We start from the raw sequence: 24052 nt of genomic DNA on the forward strand, positions 1-24052 counted from the left end.
AGGATGTGCGGAGGGGATGCGTGTCATCCCTGGGGTTTGAACTCGTGCCTCAGGATTAAGAGCGTTCGAGAGTGCCGCGCCCGACTTGGCGAGAAATGCTGTGCCGTCATTCCCCGCCTTCTGTCAGCGCATCCCGCACGATCGCATAATAATTGGCAAGCTCGGGGATATCAGCGGAAAGCCTGTCAAAGACCGGATCGGACGGCACAAGCGTGGCGGCATATTTCGTCTCGATGAAAGCCTGGTGGGCGGCCAGCGCTTCGGCGTCGGCCTTGTGCACAACGGTGAAGACGGGCGAGGGGACGGTGCGGCCTTTGACGATGATGCGGTCAAGTTCGACCACGGTGTAGGTGTTGGCGACAAGTCTTGCGGTTTCTTCGCCGAGCAGCAGTGCCACGCCGTAATTCTTCGAGGCGCCTTCGAGGCGCGAGGCGAGGTTGACGCTGTCGCCGAGACAGGAATAGTCGAAGCGGCGGGTCGAGCCCATATTGCCGACGATGCATTCGCCGGTGTTGATGCCGACACCCATTTTGAGGATATGCGGCTTGCGGCCGAGTTCGGCCGCCTCCCGCCCCAGCTCGCCGTTCAGCCTCGAAATCGCCGCCTGCATGGCGAGCGAGGCGCGCACGGCGTGAAGCGCGTGGTCGGGATCGTCGAGCGGCGCGTTCCAGAAGGCCATGATGCAGTCGCCCATATATTTGTCGATCGTACCGCCATGATCCATCACCACATCGGAGAGCGGCGTCAGCAGCCGGTTGATCAGTCCGGTCAGCTGCTCCGGATCGTCCTTCAGCGTCTCGGCGATGGTGGTGAAGCCCCGCACGTCGGAGAACAGCACCGAGAGCGTGCGCCGCTCGCCGCCGAGCTTCAGCTGCGAAGGGTCGTTCGACAGGCGTTTGACCAGATCGGGCGATATGTATTGGGCGAAGGCGCGGGTGATCTGGCGCTTGTTGCGGCGCTCCTCGGCAAAATCGAAGGCGGCCTGGCCGAAGACGACGGAGATATAGGCGACCGTCGGGCCGAGCGGCGAGACGAAGACATGGGCAAGCCGGATGCCGGCGGCGCTGACGGCCGCGAAGGCGAGGAGGGCCGCGGCACTGGTCACGACCGTCAGCCATCCGGTCGAGCGCCAGACGGTCGTGGCGGCCAGCAGCACCGATATCAGGATGCAGGCGGCGACCGTCGGCAATCGGGCCTCGGCGATCGACAGGCCCCGGCGGATATTGTCATAGATCGTCGCCTGGATCTCGACGCCGGAAACGAGCTTGCCGGTATGGACGGTATAGGGCGTCGCAAAGGCGTCGACGCCGCCCTTGTCGATAGCGGGCGCATTCTGCAGGCTGAGGCCGACCAGTACCACACGGTCCTTGAAAAAATCCGGCGGCAGCAGGCCCTTCGGGTCAAGCGCCTGATAATAGGAAACCGTGGGATAGCTGCGGGCCGGCCCGAAGGATTGGATGAGCGTGCCGGCCGGAAGGACTTCGGGAGCCACGCCGGCGACTTTCGCCAGCATGGCGGCAAAGCCGTCCTCATATCCTGGAATGCGCCGGAAGATGCCGTCGCCGCTGAGATCGATGGAGGCGATGCCGGTGACGGCGCCCGCTTCCGTCAGCTGCGGCAGCGGTGTCGCGCGGATCAGCTGCGAGGCCTGCGGCGTCTCGATCAGCGTCTCGTCCCCAGCCAGCACAGTATCGGGGCCGACGGCTTTGGTAATAGCCGCGTCATTGTCCGGGTTCGAGGGCTCGGCCATGATGATGTCGAGGCCGATGACACGGGCGCCGGCGGCGCGCAGCTGTCTGATCAGCTCGGCATGCAGGCTGCGCGGCCAGGGCCATTGCGCGTTGATATCGGCCAGCGAGGGTTCGTCGATTGCGACGATGACGGGTCCGCCGGGCGGTGGGCGCGGATCGTCCACGGTCGAAAGATAGTCGAAACTTCTGAGCTCCAGCAAAGACCAGGCGGGCAGGCGCGACAGAAACGAGATGGCGACCAGCGTCGTTAGCGAAAGCACGAGCAGCCTCAATTGGCGGCTGCCGGTCTGCCTTGCCTGGCGGGCCTTCTCCTGCGTCCGCATCAGAAGCGGACTTTGAGCGTGCCCTTGAAAGCGCGGCCCCAGCCGGGCACGCCGGGCGTGATCTCGAAGTCTTCGTCGAGCAGGTTATAGGCGGCCGCCTCCAGCTCGATGCGCTTATCGAACGGCTCCCAGACCAGGTGGGCGTCGAGGCTCCAGTAATCGTCGAGCTTCGTGCCGAACCGATCGCCGTCGCGCTCGCCGATATAGTTGGCGGCCAGCGTTGTCTTGACCTTGGCTTCGTTGACCCAGGTCAATGCAATCTGCCCGGAATTCTGCGGGATGAAGGGAAGAGGGCCGCCATAGATCGGCTCAAGCGGATCGCGGTTTTCCGAATCCATATAGGCGTAGGTGGCCGAAAGTCCGAAACCATGGCCGAGCACGACGTTGGCAGTGACGGCAGCGCGATCGATCCTGGCGCGCGAGATCGGCAGGCTGGTATCGGAGGGAAGCGAGATCAGCGGAAAATCGACCGAGAAATCATGCAGTTCCTGATGCTGGTATTCGACCGATGTGAAGAATCGGTCGGTCCATTCGGCATCCCACTGAAGGGCGATCGTATCCGTATAGCCTTGCGGATTGGTGGAAAACTGATTGGCCTGCAGTCCGAGTATGCCGATCGGAGCAAGGGTTGGCACGGTGGTATCAAAGCTTTGCCGCATGAAGGCGGCACGCAGCCAGTGGTTTTGAATCGGCGTCCAGGCAAGGCCGAAGCGCGGCTCCAGCCGGCTGATGTCAATGCCGTCGCCCTCGAGATGCGTGGCGAACAACGCGTATTCGCCTTTAAGATCGGGCGTGATCTCGTGCAGCACATCGACATAAGCACGGCCGATATCGATGGTGTTCTCGGTGTGATCGCGAGGAGCTGTCAAAACCAAGAGCGTCGTATCGACCGTGCTGCTGACATCCATCCAGCCGCCTTCGATACCGTAGCGAAATGTCAAAGGTCCGGCGCCTATGGAATGGCTCAGAGCGCCGATATAGGTTTGGGATTCGGTCTCTTGGGTGACGTCGCTAAAGGGAATGATGAAGGGAACGCCTGTCCGGAAAAACAGTGGGTCCACGTCGACATCAAGCGCGTTGTTCGTATCCGATTTGCTTCCAGAATAAAGCAGTGCTCCGTTCAACACGTTTTCATACGCAAACGTGTGGCTCCAGCCGACGCCGGCATATGTGGTTTCGGCGACGGTCTCCTGCGTTGTGTAGAGAGGCAGCGGGAAACGCACGCCGAACACGAGTTCCATGAACGCGGTATTTGACGATAATGCGCTCAGTGAGCCATCATTCTTGCCGTGGTTGACAAAGGCCACCACGCGATCATCAGGCGTGACGGTCGCGGTGAGATAACCATTGGCGCTCAGCAGCTTGTTATCAGTCTGAACGCCGCCGAAATCCCGATAATCGCGATCGAGCGCCAGCTCTTCCCAGGTCAGATTGCCATAGAAGCTGATCGGGATCGTTTCGTTGGAATAGCCCTGGATATCGGCTTCGCCGATACGTCTGGTATGGCCGTCGACGCTGTTGATGCCGCCGCCGAGGGAGCCTTCGATGAACGGCACGTCGAACAGCGTTGCCGAGCGCGAACGGCCCGACAGCATATGCGGAGAGAGCAGCAGGCCCTGGATGAAGGACGAGTAGCTCGAGGCGTTGCCACGGTTCTGGATGATATTGTCGTCGCTGAAGCTCGTCGCGTTGGCGAAAGGAAAGATGCTGCCCTTGATCGCCTGGTCGATATAGCCGGTGCCCTCAAACGGATTGAAGACGGCATCGCCGTAATAGCGGCCCCAGGCATCCAGGCCCTGCAGGCGGAAGGCGTTGTTGAGCGTCGAGCCGGCGCTCGCATTGGCGCCAAGCGAGCTGTAATCGCCGCCGCGAGCGCGAGAACGGCGCAGATATTCCTGCGCATTGCGGATCGCGCCGTCGGCGTCGTAATCGTCGATATCGACGGCCGTGCGAAACGCCGAGATAGCCGGGTCGTTCTTGTCGAGCCGGTCGGCGTTATCGAGCGCCTGCTGTGAAGGGATGCGATCGCCTTTTTCGTAGTGAGCGGCGGCGAGCATCAGTTGCGACTGCGAGTGCGCTGGATTGGCTGTGCTGGCCGCGAGCAGGTCCTGCAACGCCTTTTCGCGCTCGCCAATTTGCAGGTAGTAGCGGCCGCGGGCGAGCAAGGCGAGATCGAAGGATGGATCAAGGGCGATCGCCGTGTCGATCTCGCGCTTGGCTTCCTTCATCCGGCCCTGGTCGAGATAGAGGATCGCAAGGTTCGCGTGCAGCAGCGGGTCCTGCGGATCGAGCTCGATCGCCTTCTTGAAAGCCTCTTCCGCCTCGCCATTGGCATCGCGCGAGCTTTGCAGCAGGCCGAGCGAATTCAGCGTACCTGACCCGCCCGGGGCAAGGGCTATGGCGCGGTTCAGATCTGCGAGCGCGCCGTTCATGTCGCTCTGATAGACCGCCTTGTAACTCGCGCGGGCGGATAGCGCCATCGGATGGTCAGGGTCCAGCGCCAGCGAGCGTTCTATCGCTTCCTTCATCTGCTCGCGGTCATCTGTCAGCTGCGCCAGCTGGGCGCGGACCGCCGGAAGCGTCGGATCATCGGGATAGTGCTGTTCCGCTTTCCTGATGATCTCGATCGCTGCGCGCGGGTTTTTCAGGAAGCCTGTCGTATAGGCTTGCATGAGCGCGCCATAGGGGCCGGTCGCGTTGGCCGGCGGCTGTTCGGCATGGGCGGGATCGGCCAATGACCGGGCGAAATAGCCTCCATATTGCGCCATGTTGCGGCGTGTCGGGTCGAGATGCGGCAGGGCCTTGTTGAAGAGCTTGACGGCATCGCCGTAGCGTTTTTCGGATCCGGCGATGGTGGCGTCGATCAGGTCGACACGCGCCTGCTGAGCCACCGTCAGCTTTCGGCCGCGGACATTCTGCAGCGTTGCGGCCGCGGCTTGGCGTCCGTCAAAGGCGCTCTGCACTTCGGCCAGTTGCAGCCAGTCTTCAGTCGTGCGCCGCTCCGGCTGCAGCGCCAGCAGGCGGCGGCGCTCCGCGGCCATGCGGTCGGCCCGCAGCGGCGATGTCGGCATCAGGTCGAAGCCGTCGCGCAGGTCCAGATAGAAGAGCATCTGTTCGCGGTCATCGGGATTGACGCTGATGATCTTGGTCGGCGCCTGGCCGATGGTGGCGACCGCGCCTTCGCCCTCGCTCACCTCGACGCTGCCCTGCGGGTTGCTGAGCGCCACCCGGCCTTCCAGCACGATCATCGAGGTCTTGGCGCCCTCGACTGTCATCGTCCAGTCGGTGCCGCGGATCGCGGCTGCGGCGGCCGGTGTCTCCACCGTCAGGCCCTGGCCGCCGCGCTCGGCGCGCGCCCAGATGGTGCCGGATTGGAGGTTGAGCACCGTATCGCCGCTCGCCGCCATCTTCTTGACCTGCAGCGAGGAATTACGGCCGAGGCGGACTTGGGTGTGATCGGAAAAGACGATGGCGAGCTGGCCGTTGGCATTAGTGCGCAGCACGTCGCCGGTCAGAAGATCCTGGTTGATGTCGACAACGCGCCAGTCCGACACTTCGATGAAGCGGACTTCCTCGCCGGTCTTGCGAGCGATAACCGAGCCTGCGACCGGCGTGGCGCGCGGCACGGGATCGGCCATCGCCGGCAGCCCAAAATTGGGCACGCCAAACGCAAGCGCCAGCCCGACGCGACAGATGTTACTGGAATAACTCCGCATGTCCTCGACCCCGTACCCCGCTTCCCCTTTGTCGGTGTAGAGAGGAAAAGTCAAGCATGTTGCACACGTGTTCTTGCTTTCATCGCGAAGTGTAATATCAGGGAAACACTTTTCAGGTGGAGTATTCACGTGAGCGAATTTGAAAATGCCACTGAGGTTATGCTGAGCAATCCGACGAGCGGGGACGTCAGCGCCGAGTATTTCGACCACATCAAGAAAATCAACGACATATTTTATGATCAGATCAAGATATCCGATCAGAAGGCGGCCTATATCTTTACTTTCATGCTCGCCTTTCTGGTGAGCTCCAGCGAGGTGAGGGCGGTGTTCAGCCTGGCGCGCTATACCGACAGCACGTCGGGCAGCGTGCTGTTTTCCGGCCTGCTGGCGGCCGCCTCGGTTTTTTCCATCCTGTCGGCGATTCTCGTCGTGCTGCCGCGGCGTCTCGGCACCTCGACCTCGCTGTTCTGGGGGGCCTGGCCGAAACATCGCGACATGTTCTTCGAGGCCGCTCTTCGCCGGGACGAGCGCTACCTCTTCGACCAGTACTTCGAAAACGCCAATATCCTCTCCGCCATCGCCCGCAACAAATACCGCTGCGTCACCTTAGCGTTTCGCGGGCTGATGGTGAGCGTGATCGCCTATGTGCTGCTGTTGATTGCGGGGTGAGGGGAGCGTTGGTTCCTCGCGAGAGCCTCGCCCCCGAGGTGACCTCCAAGAGCCTCGAAGGGCGAGGCGGCTGTGCCGGCGGTCGATGGATGCAAGGAGCAGCGCCGAGCGCCCTTCGAGACTTCGCCCTCACGGGCTACGCACCAGGATGGGGAGCGTTGGAGCATGCCGCCTTCCTCGACCTCAAGAACCAGTTTCAGCTCGATCTTTTAGGCCGTCCTAGCACGGCAACCGCGGGTACAGAGCGCAAGGCCGGAGCCTTGGCGGGCAGGCCGGACACTCCTGATATCACCGAAAATTGAAGCCTCGCTCTTTGCCGGGCGTCCTGCGCAGGCCAAGCTGTGTTACAGTTCCTTCGCCTGATGGCGCGGGGATTTGCCGATGCTGACGACGACACTTGCGGTGCTCATGGGTCTTTCCGGCGTTGTTCCGGCGGCGGGCGTCGGCGGAAACGAGGTCGACGTGACGCTGGTGCTTGCCGTCGACACCTCGCGGTCGATGGATTTCGAGGAGATCAGCATTCAGCGCCAAGGTTATGTCGAGGCGCTCAAGCACAAGGAATTTATCGATGCGGTCAAGAGCGGGCTCACTGGTCGCATCGCCATCAGTTATTTCGAATGGGCGGGGTATGTCGTCCAGGATTCGATGATCGACTGGCAGGTGATCGAGTCCGAAGTGGATGCGATCGCCTTCGCCGACAAGCTCGATGCCCGGCCGATCGCCACGCAAAGGCGCACATCGATCTCGACCGCAATCGACCACGGCGCCAGCATGATCACCGCCGGTCCCTTTCGTGGCCGGCGTGAGGTGATCGACGTTTCCGGCGACGGCCCGAACAATTCCGGCGATCCCGTCACTCCCGCCCGCGACAAGGCGGTGGCATCAGGCATGATCATCAACGGCCTCGCCATTATGCTGCGGCCCTCCGATGCGCAGGGCGGGCTTGACAAATACTACGCCGATTGCGTGATCGGCGGCCCCGGCGCTTTTGTGCTGCCGGTCCACAAGATCGAGGATTTCGCCATCGCTGTGCGCCGCAAGCTGGTGCTGGAGATCAGCGGCCTGCCCCCGCCGGTGACGGTGAGGGTCGCCGGCGAGGCGCCGACGGCGGATTGTATGATCGGCGAAAAGCTGTGGCGGGATATATTTGATCGGTGAATTGGTGGTTTGGGCGGGGCGCTGCGGGTCCTGGGGATGGGAGGAGATGCCGTGTGGCACCCCCTTTCTCCTGCCGGTGAAGGAAGCGACAAACATCCCGCGTCCTCCAGCGAGGCGGGTGCTCCCTGCGCCTGCCGTCACCTAAAGCGGCAACGCCTTGCCGGCCTGCTCGCTGACCATGTATTCCGCGTACCAATCGGGCCAGTTATCGTCGTATTTGCCGCCGTTTCGCTTCTCGTGTTCGCCGTGGGCTTGCGCGGCGCGGCGGAGCGCGGCTGCGAGGTCGCTCGAGGTGGAGAAGGCGGTCTGGTCGGAGTCAATGCGGCCGGGCAGACGAGTGGTGACTTCCTGAAAGAGCCAGCCGTTGCCGTCGGGATCCCTGAACGAGGCGAAGGAGCGGTAGCTGCGTTGCTCGGGGTCGCGGCCAGCGATGCGCAGGCGTCCGAAGAGATAGGGCTCATCCTTGCCGGCATAGACGCCTGATGCGTCGTGGAAGATCTCGCCCACCTCGACGCCACGGGCGACGAGATCGCGTCGCGCCTCCTCGATGTCGGAGACGATGAGGTAGAGCCCCTGCGCGGAGCCGGGGGCGGCGGCGGTGACATTGCTGCCGAAGATGATCGCGCAGCCGGAGCCCGGCGGGGTAAACTGGATTACCCGGAAATCGGCATCATTGGCGAAATCGGCGTCGAGCCTCCAGCCCAGGCTCTCGTAGAAGCGTTTGGCGCGGTCGACGTCGGAAACGGGGATGACGACCACTTCGAGCTTGGTGTCGAGCGGTCGAGTCGTCGTGGATTCGGTTGGGGATTCACTGTGCATTGCATTGCTCATCTTCAGCTCCCTCAAGGTCTGGACGCATTAAGAATGGCGATACATGTCGGGGTCGAGTGGACCACAGCGCGGGTGGGGCGTCGAATCAATTCTTCTGTTGGGAGAAGACGGCGGGCCTATCCCGCCGCCTGTGACGCGGGCTTCTATGCCGCAAGAGCGGAGCGCGTTTTGCCGATCATGAGAGCGGCGCGCGCCGCCTCGCGGCCCTTCTCGACGAAATGGGCGCGGTAGATCTGCGTGTGATGCTCGGTTTCCTGATAATGATGCGGCGTCAGCGAGACCGACAGAACCGGCACGCCGGTATCCATGCCGGCGCGCATCAGGCCATCGACCACTGCCTGGGCGACGAATTCGTGGCGGTAGATCCCGCCATCGACGACGAAGGCGGCGGCGATGACGGCGGCATAACGGCCGGAGGCGGCAAGATCTCGCGACAGCAGCGGCATTTCGAAGGCGCCTGGAACATCGAACACGTCGATCTGCTCGGCGGGAACAAGCTGTTGGAAACCTTCGAGCGCACGGTCGACGATATCGGCGTGCCAGCCGGCTTTGACGAAGGCATAACGGGTGGGTGTCATAGTCATCTCCTTTGGCGTACAGACACGTCACCCAAGGCGATCACGAGCATCCGCCGCCAGCCCGGGAGGGCAGCGGCATCGCACGTTCTCTTTCATCCGGACTATGACCGTCGGCTCAGGCATCTCACCTGATCTGCTGACCCTTCCCTAGAGAAGGCGCTCGCGGGCTCGCAATCGAAACTGCATACCGCCGGTAGGGACTTTCACCCCGCCCTGAGAACGGCGCGACCATAGGGGCACGGCGGCGGTCTGGCAATAGGGAGATGTTTTCATGGGTGGAGCGGGTTGCAACTGCAAGGGAGCCTCATTCTGAGGCGCCCCGCAAGGGGCCTCGAGGGCGAGGCGGGTGCTTTGGCGGCTGATGGATGCATGCAAATCGCCCTTGCTGAGCGTACGCTTGCGCCTACATGCTTCCCCGAGGACATCCACGTCGATAACAGCACAATCGTCTTCCCTGCTGAAGCGGGGCGGCAACCATGGGAGGGAGACATGCAAGAGTCTTTCGTCGTGCGCCGCGAGGCGCATATTGCGGCGCCGCCGGCGGCGGTGTTTGCGCTGATGACCGATCCAGAGAAGATTCTGCGCTGGATGGGGACGGAGGCCGAGGTCGAGCCGCAGCCGGGCGGGCTTTATCTCGTCAACGTCACCGGCGCCCGATTTGCGCGCGGCTCGTTTCGCGAGGTGGTGCCGGTGCATCGCCTTGCCTACAGCTTCGGCTGGGATGGCAGCGAGGTGGTGCCGCCGGGATCGAGCCTGGTCGAAATCGACCTGATCGAGCAGGGAGGCGGGACGCTTTTGCGGCTCACCCATAGCGGCCTGCCGAGTGCGGAACAATGCGCCGGCCACGAGGAAGGCTGGGCGCATTATCTCGGACGGCTCACCGAGGTGGCAGCCGGGCGGGATCCCGGTCCGGATCGCTTTTACGGCAGTACGTGAACGGTATTCGGCAGCGGCGGACACTCGTCAGGCGCTCGACGCTGCGAGAGGAACGGCCGAAAACCGGCCGTCAAGAGGCGAGGTTTTTCGAGGGCAAACATGAACGCGCAGTTCATCGGAGGTTCAATTTGGCGGGCCTAATGTGGGTGCGGCTGGATTGAATTGGAGTTTTCGATGAAGGCACTTACTATCGCGGCTGCCTTGCTCGCTGGCAGTCTCTCGATCGGCACAGCTCAGGCGATGCCGGTCGGGACAATCAAGGTTGAGAGCGCTGTCACGAAGGTCGACTACGCCTGCGGTCGCGGCTGGCACCTGACGCGCTGGGGCGAATGCCGCCGCAACTGGCGCCGCCCGCCGCCGGTGGTCTTCTATGGCGGCCCACCGCGCTGGGGCTGGGAGCGGCGGCATCACCATCATTGGGATGGCCCGCGGTGGCGCGAGGAGCGGCGTTGGCATCGCGAGCGCCGCTGGCGCGACGATTACTAAAGGCCTTGTACAGAGGCAGACGAACGAAGGCCGGTGCGATGTTCGCCGGCCTTTTTCCTGAGAACTACGGCGGCACTTAGATGCGGCTGACGAGCCAGTGCTTTCCGTCGATCAACTCTTCGAGCTCGGCCGGATCCTTGACGCCGAACTCGAACCATTCGATGAGTTCCTTCGCCTTCCGCTTGCTCTCCTCCGCGGTAAATTCGATCCCGTAACGGGCGCACCACCGCCGAAGGATCGACGTCAGCAGCGTCATGTCATTCCCGTCAAGCGGGTCTTTCGGCCAGTATGTCGTGCCCATCGCAACCCCTCAATCGCAGATGACAAGCTGGCACATAATGGAATCAAAGCCGCGCAAGTTTAAAGTGTTTTTTTGGCATTTTTCCACCGTGGTGAATGTTTTTCCACAGGGTTGTTTTGCGAGGGGGTTGACAGGGGATGCGGGCCAAGCTGCTGGCGGACGCCCCGGGTGCAGGCGCCTGAAGGGGTGCGCGGCCTCCGCGGGACGAACGCCGCGGGGTTGCCCGCACACTGGAGTGATGCGATGCTGGGGCATGGATCTGCCTCCCTCCCTTGCCTGGCTGGTTGACGAAGCCGCGGCTTCGCCTGGTCCCGAGCAGTTTCTGGCCGAGCTCGGGCGCCGGCTGCTGGTCGGTGGCCTGCCGCTTTCCGGTGGCGCGCTGACGCTTTCGGTGCCGCATCCGATTATTGCGCGGCGCACCTGGCTGTGGCGTGCGGAGACCGGGGCGGTCATCGAGGCGCTGGGCTTTGCCGCCGCCCCGCGAAGCGATGCCGGGCGCGAGTGGCTCGCCGGGCTCGGACCGGTGTGGGAGGAGAGGATCGGGAATTCGGAAGACGGTACGATGCTCGGCTGGGCGGCCATCGGCAAGGGGGCAGGGGCGGACGCATTCGCTCCGGATGAAGCCGGCCGCCTGAGGGAGGTCGCGCGTTTTGCCGCCGCACCAGTTGCAGCCCTTGCGGCGCGGGAGGCGCGCGCAGCCCTGCTCGAAGCCTATCTCGGTCGGCGCAGTGCGGCCCGGGTTCAGTCGGGCGTGCTTGCGCGCGGCACCGGCGAAACCATCCGCGCGGCTCTTCTCTGCGCCGACCTCCGTGATTTCACCGCGCTTTCTCAGGTGACGGAGCCGCATGCGATGATATCAGCGCTCGACGCTTATTTCGACCGCATCGCAGGCGCCGTGCATGCCTTTGGCGGCGAGGTGCTGAAATTCATCGGCGACGGTGTGCTGGCGATTTTTCCCGTCACGGGCGCTTCCGGCGAAGAGAGCCGCGGTGATCGGGAAGCCTGCGAGGCGGCGCTCCGAGCCGTCGCGGCCAGCCGCGCCGGCATGATCCATCTCGACCAGATGCGCGAGGCGCAAGGGCTGGCGCCGCTGCCCTTCGGCGCCGCGCTGCATTTCGGCGAGATCCTCTGGGGCAATATCGGCGCGGCCGACCGGCTGGATTTCACCGCCATCGGCCCAGCGGTCAATATGGTCAGCCGGCTGGAAGGGCTCTGCAAGCCGCTCGGCCACAGCGTGCTGATCTCGGGCGAGGTGGCGGCGAACACCGAGGCCGTGCTGACGCCACTTGGCGAGCACTTTTTGCGTGGGATCGCAGAACCTTGTGCAGTCTTCACCTTGGCTGAGGATTGAGCCGGCCAACTGGCGCCCGACGGTAAGCTCGAATCTGTCCTCGTCTGGACGCTGCGCCTGCCGCGCAGCCTGGCGGCCGCCGCCGGTGGCGCCGGACTTGCCGTTTCCGGTTATGTGCTGCAGACGCTGACGCGCAATCCGCTGGCCGATCCCGGTATTACCGGCGTAACATCGGGGGCGGTCGCCCCGATCGTCTGCTGCTTCGTCTTCGTGCCTTGGCTTTCGCCTGCCTATTATCCCTTCATCGGCCTTGCCGGCGGGCTCCTTGCTGCCTCGGTGACATTCTGGGTTTCGCGCGGCGGGCAGGGGCGGCCACTGCAGCTTGCGCTCGGCGGCGTCAGCGTCTCGCTGTTTCTCGGCGCGATCACCACCTATGTTCTGCTCTTGACCGGGCCGCAATCGGCATCGCTGCTCTTCTGGCTCGCCGGTGGCTTCCAGGGGCGCACCTGGTCGCACCTCCTCTATATGCTGCCATGGACGATCGCCGGCGTCGTGGGCGCGCTCGTTCTGCGGCGCGTCATCGGCATGTTCATGCTGAGCGACCATGCGGCGGCCGGCATGGGCCTGCAGCTCGGTCTGTGGAAGCCGCTCATCCTCATTCTTGCCGTCATTCCGGTCGCCGGTGTCGCGCCGATTGCCGGGCCGGTGGCCTTCGTCGGTCTTGCCGCTCCCCACATCGCCCGGCTGCTGAAACCCCGCGGCACGGGGTGGGAGATCGGGTTGAGCGCCTCGCTCGGCGCGCTGATCGTGACGGTCGCTGATGTTTTCGCGCGCAGTATCGCAATCCCGCGTGAGTTGCCGGTCGGCATCGTCACCGCATTGCTCGGCGGTCCGGTCTTCATCTATCTCGTCCAGCGCGGGCGGCTCAGCTTCGCGGGGGAGACGCAATGAGCGCCCGGGCATCGATATCGGCTGGTCCGAGAAGCCTCGGCATAACAGCTGCGCTTGCCGTCTTGGCTGTCCTGTCGCTTGCGGCGGCGGTCTTCCTCGGCGTCGCCGATATTCCCATGGCTGACGTCGCGGCCCTGCTGACCGGCGGCGGCTCGGCCGAGGCGCGGCTGATCATTCTCGATATCCGGATGCCGCGCATCGCTACCGGCATCCTGGCCGGCATTCATTTTTCGCTGGCGGGATATCTGCTGCAGACCATTACCCGCAATCCGCTCGCCGACCCCTCGCTGATGGGCGTGTCGCAGGGAGCGACTCTCTCGGTGACGATCTTCCTGCTGTTTACCGTCTATATTCTCGAGCCCGGCTCGAACACGCTGGCCGAACTGCCGGTCGCATGGCTGCCGGCTGCAGGTCTCGCCGGCGGCCTGCTTGCCGGCGGCGTCATCTATCTGCTTGCCTTCCGTCTCGGCCTCAGCGCGCTGCGCATCACCCTCTGCGGCGTGGCAGTCGGCGCGGTGCTGCATGCAGTGGCGATCGGCCTTATCGCCGGATGGGGGTCGGCCCGTATCGAGATCATTCTCGAGTGGCTGTCGGGCAGTCTTTACGCCCGCAGCTGGGATCACGCGCTCTTCCTGTTGCCCTTCACGATCGCTGGGCTCGCCATGCTGCCGGTCGTCTATCGGCCGCTGATGCTGCTGCAGTTCGATGCGCCCGTCGCCCGGTCTCTCGGGCTCGGCTATCGCAAGTACTTCTCGATCGTGCTGATCGTCGCCTGCGCGCTCGCGGCAAGCGCCGTCGGCGCGGTCGGACCTGTGGTCTTCGTCGGTCTTATCGTGCCGCATCTCGCCCGCTTCCTGGCTGGGCGGAACTTCATGCTGTCGCTTACGCTGACGATCGTGTTGGGCGCCGTCATCGTCACGCTCGGCGATCTCATCGGCCGGCTGCTGGGACAGGCCGAGGAAATACCGATCGGCGTAGTCACCGCCGTTTTCGGCGTACCGCTTCTGCTCGCGCTGCTGCGCACAACCATGTGAGGCCGAAATGCCATTGTCCTGTTCCGACCTCTCGGTGATGTACAACAAGCGAAAGGCTCTCAGCGGTTTCAGCCTCTCGCTCGAAAAGGGCGAGATCCGGGCGCTGATCGGGCCGAACGGCTCGGGCAAGAGCACGGCGCTGCATGCGCTGGCCGGCCTCATCCGGCCAGCGGTGGGCAAGGCGTCGCTCGACGGCGTTGCTGTCGCCTCCATGTCGCGCCGGATGCTGGCGAAGAAGCTCGCTTTCCTGCCGCAGCAGCCGACCGCTCCCGACGAGATGACCGTCGCCCAGCTCGTGCGCCAGGGCCGCTATCCGCATGTCGGCCTGTTCCGCTCTTATGACAGCCGCGACGAGGAGGCGATCGAATGGGCACTCGATAGCACCGGACTATCTGATTTGGCCGACCGCAGCCTGCGCGAATTATCCGGCGGCGAACGTCAGAGGGCGTGGATCTCCGCCGCTCTCGCCCAGGAAGCGGAGATCCTGCTGCTCGACGAGCCGACCTCCTTCCTCGACATCGGCTATCAGGTCGAAGTACTCGATCTCGTGCATCGGCTGAGCCGCGAAAAGGGCGTGACGATCGTCATGGCGATCCACGACATCAACCAGGCGATCGCCGTCAGCGACCGCATTTCGCTGCTAGAAAAGGGGCAGCTCAGATTCGACGGTGCGCCACGCGAGCTTGCCGAGCGCAATCTCATCCAGGAAATCTTCCGGGTCAGGGGCCGTTTCGTCCAGGTCGCTCCGAATAACCCGCCGCATTTCGATGTGGAGCTGATGCGGCTTCAGCCGGCAGTGTCTAGGGCTTCACAAGCCTGAAGACGATCTTCGTCTGGGTGTAATAGTCCAGCGCATCGGCGAAGTCAGGCGTCCAGCCGTCCGCGACGAAGGGGATGAAGCCGTCATATTCGAGCTTGCGCGCGGAGACGGCGAAGCCCGCCTTTTCGAAGGCACGGCCGTAATCGGTGACCGACCGATCCTGAACGACGGTGTTGGTGCGGTTGGCGACGAGCTCGCGCCATTTCGGCCAGAGCGGATTGTCTGTGTGGCAGCCAGTTACCGCATAATAGACGCCGCCTGACTTCAGTGCCTGGCGGATATCGGCGGCGTGCGCGTCGATATCGGGAACGAGATAGATGACCTCATGGCTGACGGCGAGGTCGAATTCCTCGCTCCAGCCCTCCAGCCTGCCGCCGACCTGATGCTGGATCGGCAGATTGCCTTTCAGCGTCTCGGCCTTGGCAATGGAGGTTTCGGCGATGTCGATACCCAGGGCCCTGCGGAATGGTCGAATCGCATAGAGATGCCGCAGCAGGCCGCCCTGATTGCAGCCGAAGTCGAGCACGTTCTTATCGGAGAGGTCACGCTCGAGCATGAGATCGATCAGGTGGCGCCATATCGGCGCATGCCCATCGGCCATCCTATCTTCGGCATCGGGGTCGATGTACCAGGTACCGATATTTTTCTGCGCGTCCTCAGCCATCCCTTTGCCCCTCGTTCATGCGGACTACCGCCACGGTCATAGGGCGCGTCATCATGCCTAGCTATAGGCGAAGCCGGTTTTCAAGAGCCTTCCGAAACAGTTTTGCAAAGAAATATTTGCAAAGATATGTTTGCAATTGTATGATAGCATCATGAAAGAGCAGAACTCCGATCCAGCCGCCGATGCCGCCATCTCCCGCACCGTCAGCCGGGTCGTGCCCGAACCGACGGCGCTGAAGGCGTTGGCGCATCCCGTGCGGCTGCGCATGCTTGGCATGCTGAGGATCGACGGCCCCGCCACGGCGACGCAGCTCGCGGTCCGGCTGGGCCTGAACAGCGGCGCGACCAGCTATCACCTGCGCCAGCTCGCCCGATATGGTTTCATCGAGGAATCGCCGCATGCCTCGCGACGCGATCGCTGGTGGCGCGCCAGCCACGAGCTGACCTCGGTGCCGGCAAGCGAAGCCGAGGGGGAGGCGCTCGATCTCGACGTTGCCTTCAACCAGGCGGCGCTTTCGCTGCACGTCGGCCAGATGCAGCAGGCGCTGGAGGAATATGCCGGGCTGCCAGTCGAATGGCGCAGGGCGACGGCCGCCGACGACATCCTCATCCCGATGACGGCTGAACAGGCCGAAGCCCTGACGAAGCGGTTGAGAGACATCATTCTTGACGCGATGCGGGCGGCCCCGCCGCTGGGAGAGGCGACGCAGGATCCTGACGTCGTTCCCTTCTATGTAATGCTGCACGCTTTCCCTTATCCGGGCCGCGTTCCGTACCGCGAGCGGGAGAGTGAGCCGTGAGAAGGGGCAAGCCGTTTCTGAGGTTCGCCGTCGCCGAGACGCTATCGCTGTCCGGCACCCGGCTCTCGACCATCGCCATTCCCTGGCTGGTGCTGAGTGCTACCGGCAGTCCGGTGCTGACCGGGCTGACGGCGATGATGGAAATGCTGCCTTATGTGCTCGCCAAGGCGCTCGGGGGACCGCTGATCGACCGGGTCGGCGCCAAGCGCATCGCCATCATTTGCGACATTGCTTCCGTTGTTGTGGTCGGGCTGGTGCCGCTTCTCGATTTCTTGGGCATGTTGACTGTGCCAGTGTTGCTGCTCCTCGTCTTTGCCATGGGTGTGCTGCGCGGGCCTTCCGATGCCGCCAAGCAGGCGATGGTTCCCGATATCGCGACCCTCGCCGAAGTGCCGGTCGAACGGGTGACCGGCGTCTCCAGCGCCATCGAGCGGCTGGCCTCGACGGTGGGTGCGGCCGGCGCGGGCGCGCTGATCGGGCTGATCGGCCCGGGTCAGGCGCTCCTCGTCAACGCCGCCACCTTCGCTGCGGCTGCCCTGGTCGTTGCATCAGGCATACCCGGCACCCGCCGCGCTCCCAAGATCCCCGCCGCGCCCGACGCGCGGCCCGGCAGAGCGTCAACCTATCTCGGCGATCTCCTGGAAGGCTGGCGCTTTCTGCGCGGCGACGCGGTGCTCGTCAGCATTGTCGCCATGGTGGCGATCACCAATCTGCTCGATCAGGCCTATCACGCCGTGCTGCTGCCGGTCTGGACGCGGGACGCCGGTCACGGGCCGGAGCTGCTCGGCGGGCTGCTTGCCGCCTTCTCCGGCGCCTCAATCGCGGGCGCGGCAGTTGCCGCTGTTGTCGGCGAGCGCATGCCGCGTTTGATCGTCTATACGATGGCTTTTTTGCTGACCGGATTTCCGCGTTTTCTGGTGCTCGCCGTGGATGCGCCGCTCGGCTCCGTATTTGGGACGCTGGCAATCGCAGGCTTTGCCTCCGGTTTCCTCAACCCGATCCTGTCGGCGGTGATCTTCGAGCGCATCCCCAAACCACTGACCGGGCGCGTAACGGCGATGAACACCGCTCTCTGCTTTGCCCTTATCCCCTTCGGTGGCCTCGTCGGCGGTGCGCTGATCAGCACGACCGGGCTTGGCGCAGCGATGCTCCTCTGCGGGCTCGCTTATCTCGCGGCGACCCTCTCTCCGCTGGCGCTCAAGAGCTTCCGCGGTTTTGACAAGGCTGTGGCATGAGCCCCGCGGACGCGTTACTAGCCTGGTCCGATTTCCTCGATCATCAGATCGATAAAGCAGCGCACCCGCGGCTCCAGCAGGCCTCTGTCGGGATAGAGCGCCATGATCTTCGTTTCGTCGGTTTCGAGCTCGGGCAGGACCTGCCGGAGACGACCGGCTGTCAAATCGGCGGCGATGAGGAAGTCCGGAAGGAGCGCGATGCCGAGTCCGGCCAGAGTGGCATCGCGGACGGCTTCACCGCTGTCGAGCCTCAGGCGGCTGCGCCCCTGGGCCCTGATCCAGCCGGCACCGCTGCGAAAACGCCAACTCTGCCTTTGGCCGCGGCTGGTGAAGAACAGGCAGTCATGGGCGGCGAGATCTCCTATATAGCCGGGCATGCCGCGTTCGGTCAGGTAGGTGGGCGAGGCGCAGAGCCGCGCCTTGTCACTAGCGATCACGCGCGTGATCAACCGACTATCGCCGGCCGATGGCGCCGCGCCAATCCCGATCGCCAAGTCGAAGCCATCCTCGAGGATATCGCCCGGGCGATCGGTGAAGCTCACTTCGGCCTGCATGTCCGCCCAGGTCCGAAGATATTTTTCGAGCAAGGGAAGCACGACGAGCCGCCCGAAATCACCGGGAACGGCGAGCCTGAGAACGCCTCGCGGCACACCACTTTGCCCCGCAACGCTCGCTTCTGCCTCGTCGACCGATGCCAGGATCTGCAGCCCGTGGTCATAGAACACTCGTCCTTCGTCGGTCAGGCTCAGCGTCCTCGTCGTACGGTTGAGCAGGCGCGCGCCGAGCCGCTCTTCGAGTCGAGTAACGGCCTTTCCCGCTGCCGAACGGGAGAGACCCATGGCTTGGCCGCCGGCGATAAAGCTTCCGGCATCGACGACGGCCATGAAGATCAGGATATCGTTCAGGTTCGTGCGGGGCATGGGCCAACTCGAGCGATTCGACTACAGCCTTAAGTCGGTCGCGTCGTGATCGATTCAAGGTTCGAACCATCAACGCCGACCGCGCCAGTAAGGTCCCGAGCGTTGCTTCTATGTCGACACAAGTTCGCCGATCTTGCAGCCGCTGCAATCATCGCAACGATGGCGGCCCGACGACAGCTGCCATTCTCATCACCATCACCCATATCGCCAGGGCGCGCCAAGTGTCGCCGTCAGCGCCACCCGAGCGCCGGAGCGACGTGGGTGAGGATCGCTTCGATGACGTGGGCGTTGTAGGCAACGCCGAGCTGGTTTGGCACGGTGAGCAGAAGCGTATCAGCCTCGGCGATCGCCTCGTCTTCGGCAAGCTGCGTGATGAGTACGTCAGGCTCGGCGGCGTAGCTGCGGCCGAAGATCGCCCGGGTCTTCTCGTCGATGAAGCCGATCTTGTCGCCCTCGTCGCTGCCATAGCCGAAATAGGCGCGATCGCGGTCGTCGACCAGCGCGAAGATGCTGCGGCTGACTGAGATGCGCGGCTGGCGCGTGTGGCCGGCCGCCTTCCAGGCTTCGCGATAGGCGCGGATCTGGTCGGCCTGCTGGACGTGGAACGGTTCGCCGGTCTCGTCGTCCTTCAGTGTCGAGCTTTGCAGGTTCATGCCGAGCTTGGCGGCCCAGACTGCGGTGGCGTTGGAGCTAGCGCCCCACCAGATCCGCTCGCGCAGGCCTTCCGAATGCGGCTCGAGGCGTAGCAGGCCCGGCGGGTTTGGAAACATCGGCCGCGGGTTCGGCTTGGCGAAACCTTCACCGCCCAGTACTTGGAGAAAGACTTCGGCGTGGCGCCTGGCCATATCGGCATCGCTCTGACCTTCCGGCGGGCCGTAGCCGAAATGGCGCCAGCCGTCGATCACCTGTTCGGGCGAGCCGCGGCTGATGCCGAGTTGCAGCCGGCCCCCGGCGATGAGATCGGCAGCACCCGCATCCTCGGCCATATAAAGCGGATTCTCATAACGCATGTCGATAACAGCCGTGCCGATCTCGATCCGGCTGGTCTTGGCGCCGACGGCCGCCAGCAGCGGGAACGGCGCTGCGAGCTGTCTCGCGAAATGGTGCACGCGGAAATAAGCACCATCGGCGCCGAGTTCCTCAGCCGCAACGGCGAGGTCGATCGACTGCAGCAGCGCATCACCTGCCGAGCGCGTCTGCGACTGGGGCGAGGGCGTCCAATGCCCGAACGAGATAAAACCGATCTTCTTCATGTCGAATCCCTATCCGTTGCATCTCACGGTGGATCGGTCATGACATAGTTTCGGTGCGCAAGACAATCGCAACCGGATGGAACTCCGCTTTCCCAGAGGTGTTTGATGGATGCGCTGCTGTGGAGCCCGGCGCTTCCCCAGGACAGAGAGGCGGAACGATGTCTATCAATCTCGAGAATGCAGTGGTCGTCATCACGGGAGCATCGAGCGGTATCGGTCAGGCCACCGCCGAGGCTTTCGCGCGGCGCGGAAGCAGGCTGGTGCTGGCCGCTCGCAACGGCGAGGCTTTGGAAAAAGTCGCAGAGACGTGCAGAGGTCTAGGCGCCGAGGCGGTTTCCGTCGTCACCGACGTTACCGAGGCTGCTGCTGTCCGCGCGCTTGCCGACAAGGCGAAGGCGTTCGGCGATATCGACGTCTGGGTGAGCAATGTCGGCGTCGGCGCGGTCGGGCGGTTCGAGGAGACGCCGATCGAGGCGCATGAGCAGGTCATCCGCACCAATTTGATAGGTCACATGAACGATGCCCATGCCGTCCTGCCGATCTTCCTGAAGCAGGGCAGGGGCGTCTTCATCAACATGATCTCGCTCGGCGGCTTTGCGGCTGCGCCATTCGCGGCGGCCTATAGCGCCAGCAAGTTCGGCCTGCGCGGCTTCTCCGAGGCGCTGAGGGCGGAGGTCGCCGACAAGCCGCGCATCCATGTCTGCGACGTCTATCCAGCCTTCGTCGATACGCCGGGCCTCAGACACGGCGCCAATTATGTCGGCCGCCAGGTCTCGGCACCGCCGCCGGTGCTCGATGCGCGCCGCGTCGCCGAGGCGATCGTCGGCGTCGCCAGGTCGCCGCGCGCCACCACGACGGTCGGAGTGGTAACCACTGCAACACGGCTTGCCCATTTGCTGGCGCCCAACCTCGCTGCCAGGGCGCTCAGCCGTTTCCTGGCCGCCTATTTCAAGCGGGCGCCGCGCGCCGTCGAAAGCGACGGCAATCTCTATCGGCCCTCTACGGACGCGGCCAGGATCGACGGTGGGCTCCGATCGCCGCACCGGTATTCGGCGCCGCTCCTTTTCGGTCTGGTCGCGGTTGCTGTGCTGGCGCTTGCGGCTGCTGGGCAGAGGGCGAACCCGCGCCGGCGGCTGGCTTTGGGCAGTCGGCACCGGCTTTGGTAGTAGATGGCCGGTGCGATGCTGCGTGTTTGCACGCTGTGACGCGCGGTATGAACGGGACTTGGCAGGCGCCGAAGCATCATCTGCGCCCCAAGCCCTCCCTGCTGGCGAGCCGGAGCCACGGACCCAGATGGAACGCGCTCATCAGCAGGTACATCGGCACCATTCCGCCGATCGGGAAGGCATCGGGCGTGGTCATGCAGATCATGTCGGTGGTGCCGGTTGCGGCCGTCAGCAGCGCCATGATGGCGAATGTGGGGGCAGCGGCGAGCGACAGATAATCGGCGGCGGCGGAAGACATGACGGTCACTCGCCGTAGCGGTCGTGATGGCGCCACCAGATGCCGGTTTCGTTGCGGCCCTTCGGCGCGCGATCGAGCCATTGATACACGCCCCAAAGCCCGTCCAGCCCGCGCGCATAGCTCGAATAGCTGTGGTAGACGACGCCGTCGATGAGTTCGAAGGCGCTGACGCCTGGCCGGTCGCGGGTGTAGGTGGGGACGTCGGTGCCGGTCATCGAAGCGATCTGAACGATGGGCTCGTCGCCGCCGCGCGACTGCCATTCAGGCGCTGCTTTGCCCGCCGGCGGCATGGGCGCGGGCGGTTCGCGGCGGTAGTTGTATTCGATCTCGCCCTGGCGCTGCTGCTCCGGGCTGAACCAGACGCTGAAATCGGCGTTGAAATCACTGCCGGCCGAGGAGGCCCAGGGAAAGCTCCAGTCCATGCGCCTTTTGAAAGCCTCAAGCTTTGCGAGCGGGGCGCGTGAAACGGCCCAGAAGGCGACGTCATGGTTTTCGAGGTGGACGAAAAAGCCATTGAAACCGTCGGCGATCGAGGAGCAGGAGGGGCATCCGGCGTTGTAATCCGGCCCGAACATGAAGTGATAGACGAGGAGCTGCGAACGCCCTCCGAACAGATCCTTAAGTGAGGCGCTGCCGATTTCGGTGTCGAAGCGGTATTCCTTGTCGATCCGCACACGAGGCAATTGCTGGCGCTTCAGCGCCAGCGCATCGCTGCGCCGCGTCAGTTCCTTTTCCTCCTCGAGCAGATCGAGTCTCGCCGCCAGCCATTCCTCGCGGGTTGCGTCCAGCATTGCCTTCATGGGGCTTCTCCTTTGCCTGTCTCTCGTCGTAGCATCCGGCGCGGTTGCCTGCCGTTGAACGAAGATTACGGCCGGAGGGATAAATGCCGGGAGTGACAAGTGTGACGGGATTTGAATGGACTCGCTGATTACGGCCGCCGCGCAGGCGCTGGCATCGGGCGATACGCTTGGTGCGCTGAAACGGGTGGCGCTGCGCGACGATGCGCCGGCGTTGGCGCTGCGCGGCATTGCCATGGCGCAGCTTGGCAACCTCATTCGCGCTAAGGCGCTGCTGAAGAGTGCCGCGCGCGCGTTCGGACCGCGGGAGGCGGTGGCCCGCGCCCGCTGCGTCGTCGCCGAGGCCGAGATTGCGCTCGTCTCGCGCGATCTCACCTGGCCGCCGAAGGCGCTGGAGGCGGCGCGCAAAGTTCTGGAATCGCATGGAGACCGGGTCAACGCCGCCCATGCCGGCAATATCGCCATTCGAAGGCTGGTGCTGATCGGCCGGCTCGACGAAGCCGAGCAGGCGCTAGCCGCGCTCGACCCGACGCCGCTGCCGCCGGCATTGCGGGCCGCCCATGAGCTTGTTGCCGCCGGCATCGAGGTCCGGCGCCTGCGGACACGGGCGGCGCGCGCAGCACTTGAAAGGGCAAGGTCCGCTGCGCAGCGGGCCGGTATGCCTGTGCTGACGGCGGAGGTCGAAGCCGCTGGACATGTGCTCAGCATTCCGGCAGCGCGGCTGGTTTCGCGTGGCGACGAGCGCCCGCTGCTGCTTGCCGAGGTGGAGGCGCTCTTTTCCGGTGGCACGCTCGTCGTCGATGCCTGCCGCCATATCGTGCGCGCCGCCGGCGCGGCGGTGCCGCTCGCGAGCCGGCCGGTGCTTTTCACGCTCGTCCGTGCGCTTGCCGAAGCTTGGCCGGCGGATGTAGCGCGAGGCGCACTAATCGCACGCGCCTTCCGCGGCAAGCATGCCGATGAATCGCACCGTGCCCGGCTGCGGGTCGAGATCGGCCGGCTGCGCGCCGAACTTTCCGGGCTGGCGGAAGTCTCGGCGACGAAACGCGGCTTCGCCCTTTCCCCGGCCGGCGCCGCTGAGGTCGCAGTGCTCGCCCCGCTCGTCGAAGGGCCGCATGCGGCGGTGCTCGCCTTCCTCGCCGATGGCGAAGCGTGGTCGAGTTCGGCGCTGGCAATCGCGCTCGGCGCCAGTCCGCGCACCGTGCAGCGGGCGCTGTATTCGCTCGCCGGCGAGGAGAAAGTGCAAGCGATCGGACGCGGGAGGGCACGCCGCTGGATGAGCCCGCCGCTCTCCTCTTTCCCGACGATCTTGTTACTCCCGGGGCCGCTGCCGAGCGACTAGTATGGATCAACCGACAAGGAGGAAGACATGAAGACATCGACTGCGACCATCCTGCGTGAATATGGACCCTTTCCGGATGCCGAGCGCGTCCACGGCGTCACTTTCGATGGCCGGCATGTCTGGTTCGCCTCAGGCGACAGGCTGAACGCGCTCGATCCCGACAGCGGCGAGGTGATGCGCTTCATCGAGGTCGCTTCCCATGCAGGCACGGCTTTCGACGGCGAGTTTCTCTATCAGATCGCCGAGGACGTCATTCACAAGATCGACCCGAAGACCGGCCAGATCCTTACCACCATCCCGGCCCCCGGCAATGGCGGTGATTCCGGCCTTGCCTGGGCCGAGGGCACGCTCTGGGTCGGCCAGCATCGCGGCCGCAGGATCCATCAGATCGATCCCGACACAGGCGAGATCCTGCGCACCATCGAATCCAACCGTGTCGTGACAGGCGTCACCTGGGTTGATGGCCAGCTGTGGCACGGCACATGGGAGGGCGACGACAGCGACATCAGGCGCATCGACCCGCAGACGGGTGAAGTGCTGGAGCGGCTTGATATGCCCGAAGGCACCGGCGTCTCCGGCCTCGAATCCGACGGCGCCGCTTGCTTCTTCTGCGGCGGCGGCAACAGCGGCAAGATCCGGGCCGTGCGCCGGCCGGGGTAAGGCCGGGTCCCGCCAAGCGTAAGCGATCGATTCGGTGATCGACGACAGGACCGAACGCCCTGAGCCGTTCGGGTTC

Annotated in this window: 21 protein-coding genes, 2 pseudogenes and 1 riboswitch; of the genes and pseudogenes, 13 read left to right on the top strand and 10 right to left on the bottom strand. The window is 64.3% G+C overall.

Annotated features, from left to right (window positions below; genetic code table 11):
• Positions 1–106 precede the first annotated feature (106 nt).
• On the bottom strand, positions 107–2074 hold the full coding sequence (locus tag FFR93_RS11220; protein WP_138393258.1) for an adenylate/guanylate cyclase domain-containing protein: 1968 nt from the start codon (positions 2072–2074) through the stop codon (positions 107–109).
• Positions 2074–5790 carry a FecR domain-containing protein gene (locus FFR93_RS11225; RefSeq protein ID WP_138393259.1) on the bottom strand — a complete coding sequence of 1239 codons (3717 nt, stop codon included), beginning with the start codon at positions 5788–5790 and terminating at the stop codon, positions 2074–2076. Before FFR93_RS11225 ends, FFR93_RS11220 begins: the two co-directional genes overlap by 1 nt.
• Before the next feature lie 129 nt (positions 5791–5919).
• Between FFR93_RS11225 and FFR93_RS11230 the strand changes: the two genes are divergently transcribed.
• On the top strand, positions 5920–6459 hold the full coding sequence (locus FFR93_RS11230; RefSeq protein WP_138393260.1) for a Pycsar system effector family protein: 540 nt from the start codon (positions 5920–5922) through the stop codon (positions 6457–6459).
• Between the two features lie 384 nt (positions 6460–6843).
• Entirely contained in the window at positions 6844–7617 is a 774-nt protein-coding gene (locus tag FFR93_RS11235; RefSeq protein WP_138393487.1) for a DUF1194 domain-containing protein, read from the top strand.
• Positions 7618–7758: 141 nt separating this feature from the next.
• Here the strand turns inward: FFR93_RS11235 and FFR93_RS11240 are convergent, their stop codons facing one another.
• Complete coding sequence (locus FFR93_RS11240) at positions 7759–8448, bottom strand: VOC family protein (RefSeq protein WP_138393261.1); 690 nt, start codon at positions 8446–8448, stop codon at positions 7759–7761.
• A 143-nt stretch (positions 8449–8591) separates the two neighbouring features.
• Complete coding sequence (locus FFR93_RS11245; RefSeq protein ID WP_138393262.1) at positions 8592–9026, bottom strand: 6,7-dimethyl-8-ribityllumazine synthase; 435 nt, start codon at positions 9024–9026, stop codon at positions 8592–8594.
• A gap of 80 nt (positions 9027–9106) precedes the next feature.
• Positions 9107–9251: riboswitch (FMN riboswitch) on the bottom strand.
• A gap of 264 nt (positions 9252–9515) precedes the next feature.
• Here FFR93_RS11245 and FFR93_RS11250 point away from each other — a divergent pair.
• Both FFR93_RS11250 and FFR93_RS11255 read left to right on the top strand, forming a co-directional pair.
• On the top strand, positions 9516–9962 hold the full coding sequence (locus tag FFR93_RS11250) for an SRPBCC family protein (protein ID WP_138393263.1): 447 nt from the start codon (positions 9516–9518) through the stop codon (positions 9960–9962).
• 174 nt (positions 9963–10136) lie between these two features.
• Positions 10137–10448, top strand: a complete 312-nt coding sequence (locus tag FFR93_RS11255; RefSeq protein ID WP_064706114.1) for a hypothetical protein — start codon at positions 10137–10139, stop codon at positions 10446–10448.
• A 76-nt stretch (positions 10449–10524) separates the two neighbouring features.
• Here FFR93_RS11255 and FFR93_RS11260 read toward each other — a convergent pair whose 3' ends face one another.
• Positions 10525–10749, bottom strand: coding sequence for a hypothetical protein (locus FFR93_RS11260; RefSeq protein ID WP_020921685.1), 225 nt, complete (start codon positions 10747–10749; stop codon positions 10525–10527).
• 253 nt (positions 10750–11002) lie between these two features.
• Here FFR93_RS11260 and FFR93_RS11265 point away from each other — a divergent pair, with 253 nt between their 5' ends.
• The 4 genes and pseudogenes from FFR93_RS11265 to FFR93_RS11280 all read left to right on the top strand — a co-directional run bounded on the left by FFR93_RS11265 (position 11003) and on the right by FFR93_RS11280 (position 14845).
• Positions 11003–12100, top strand: a complete 1098-nt coding sequence (locus FFR93_RS11265) for an adenylate/guanylate cyclase domain-containing protein (RefSeq protein ID WP_138393264.1) — start codon at positions 11003–11005, stop codon at positions 12098–12100.
• A gap of 9 nt (positions 12101–12109) precedes the next feature.
• A pseudogene (locus tag FFR93_RS11270) lies at positions 12110–12991 on the top strand (iron ABC transporter permease); the annotation flags it as partial.
• Positions 12988–14025, top strand: coding sequence for an iron ABC transporter permease (locus FFR93_RS11275; RefSeq protein ID WP_138393265.1), 1038 nt, complete (start codon positions 12988–12990; stop codon positions 14023–14025). The pseudogene FFR93_RS11270 and the gene FFR93_RS11275, both read left to right, overlap by 4 nt.
• A 7-nt stretch (positions 14026–14032) precedes the next feature.
• Positions 14033–14845 carry an ABC transporter ATP-binding protein gene (locus tag FFR93_RS11280; protein ID WP_064705444.1) on the top strand — a complete coding sequence of 271 codons (813 nt, stop codon included), beginning with the start codon at positions 14033–14035 and terminating at the stop codon, positions 14843–14845.
• Here FFR93_RS11280 and FFR93_RS11285 read toward each other — a convergent pair.
• On the bottom strand, positions 14826–15509 hold the full coding sequence (locus FFR93_RS11285; RefSeq protein WP_138393266.1) for a class I SAM-dependent methyltransferase: 684 nt from the start codon (positions 15507–15509) through the stop codon (positions 14826–14828). The genes FFR93_RS11280 and FFR93_RS11285 overlap by 20 nt on opposite strands.
• A 151-nt stretch (positions 15510–15660) precedes the next feature.
• On the opposite strand from FFR93_RS11285, the gene FFR93_RS11290 reads away from it, so the two are divergent.
• Both FFR93_RS11290 and FFR93_RS11295 read left to right on the top strand, forming a co-directional pair.
• On the top strand, positions 15661–16308 hold the full coding sequence (locus FFR93_RS11290; protein WP_138393267.1) for a helix-turn-helix domain-containing protein: 648 nt from the start codon (positions 15661–15663) through the stop codon (positions 16306–16308).
• The gene (locus FFR93_RS11295) at positions 16305–17543 is read left to right on the top strand and encodes an MFS transporter (protein WP_138393268.1); all 1239 of its coding nucleotides are present in this window, start codon (positions 16305–16307) and stop codon (positions 17541–17543) included. The genes FFR93_RS11290 and FFR93_RS11295 overlap by 4 nt, the downstream gene beginning before the upstream one ends.
• A 17-nt stretch (positions 17544–17560) precedes the next feature.
• Here FFR93_RS11295 and FFR93_RS11300 read toward each other — a convergent pair whose 3' ends face one another.
• Both FFR93_RS11300 and FFR93_RS11305 read right to left on the bottom strand, forming a co-directional pair.
• Positions 17561–18463, bottom strand: coding sequence for a LysR family transcriptional regulator (locus tag FFR93_RS11300; RefSeq protein ID WP_138393269.1), 903 nt, complete (start codon positions 18461–18463; stop codon positions 17561–17563).
• A gap of 230 nt (positions 18464–18693) precedes the next feature.
• A complete protein-coding gene (locus tag FFR93_RS11305; protein ID WP_138393270.1) occupies positions 18694–19716 on the bottom strand; it encodes an LLM class flavin-dependent oxidoreductase in 1023 nt (340 codons plus the stop codon).
• Positions 19717–19874: 158 nt separating this feature from the next.
• Here FFR93_RS11305 and FFR93_RS11310 point away from each other — a divergent pair, with 158 nt between their 5' ends.
• Positions 19875–20882, top strand: coding sequence for an SDR family oxidoreductase (locus FFR93_RS11310; RefSeq protein WP_138393271.1), 1008 nt, complete (start codon positions 19875–19877; stop codon positions 20880–20882).
• A 76-nt stretch (positions 20883–20958) separates the two neighbouring features.
• Here the strand turns inward: FFR93_RS11310 and FFR93_RS11315 are convergent.
• Both FFR93_RS11315 and FFR93_RS11320 read right to left on the bottom strand, forming a co-directional pair.
• Positions 20959–21168, bottom strand: a pseudogene (locus FFR93_RS11315) (hypothetical protein); the annotation flags it as partial.
• A 17-nt stretch (positions 21169–21185) separates the two neighbouring features.
• Positions 21186–21980, bottom strand: coding sequence for a DUF899 family protein (locus FFR93_RS11320; protein WP_138393272.1), 795 nt, complete (start codon positions 21978–21980; stop codon positions 21186–21188).
• Positions 21981–22095: 115 nt separating this feature from the next.
• Here FFR93_RS11320 and FFR93_RS11325 point away from each other — a divergent pair, with 115 nt between their 5' ends.
• Together FFR93_RS11325 and FFR93_RS11330 are read left to right on the top strand one after the other, a co-directional pair.
• A complete protein-coding gene (locus FFR93_RS11325; RefSeq protein WP_138393273.1) occupies positions 22096–23316 on the top strand; it encodes a helix-turn-helix domain-containing protein in 1221 nt (406 codons plus the stop codon).
• A 27-nt stretch (positions 23317–23343) separates the two neighbouring features.
• The gene (locus FFR93_RS11330; protein WP_138393274.1) at positions 23344–23976 is read left to right on the top strand and encodes a DUF5074 domain-containing protein; all 633 of its coding nucleotides are present in this window, start codon (positions 23344–23346) and stop codon (positions 23974–23976) included.
• Positions 23977–24052: the final 76 nt, after the last annotated feature.

It is taken from the genome of Rhizobium sp. MHM7A (genome assembly GCF_005862215.1).
GTDB classification, from domain to species: Bacteria; Pseudomonadota; Alphaproteobacteria; order Rhizobiales; family Rhizobiaceae; genus Rhizobium; species Rhizobium bangladeshense.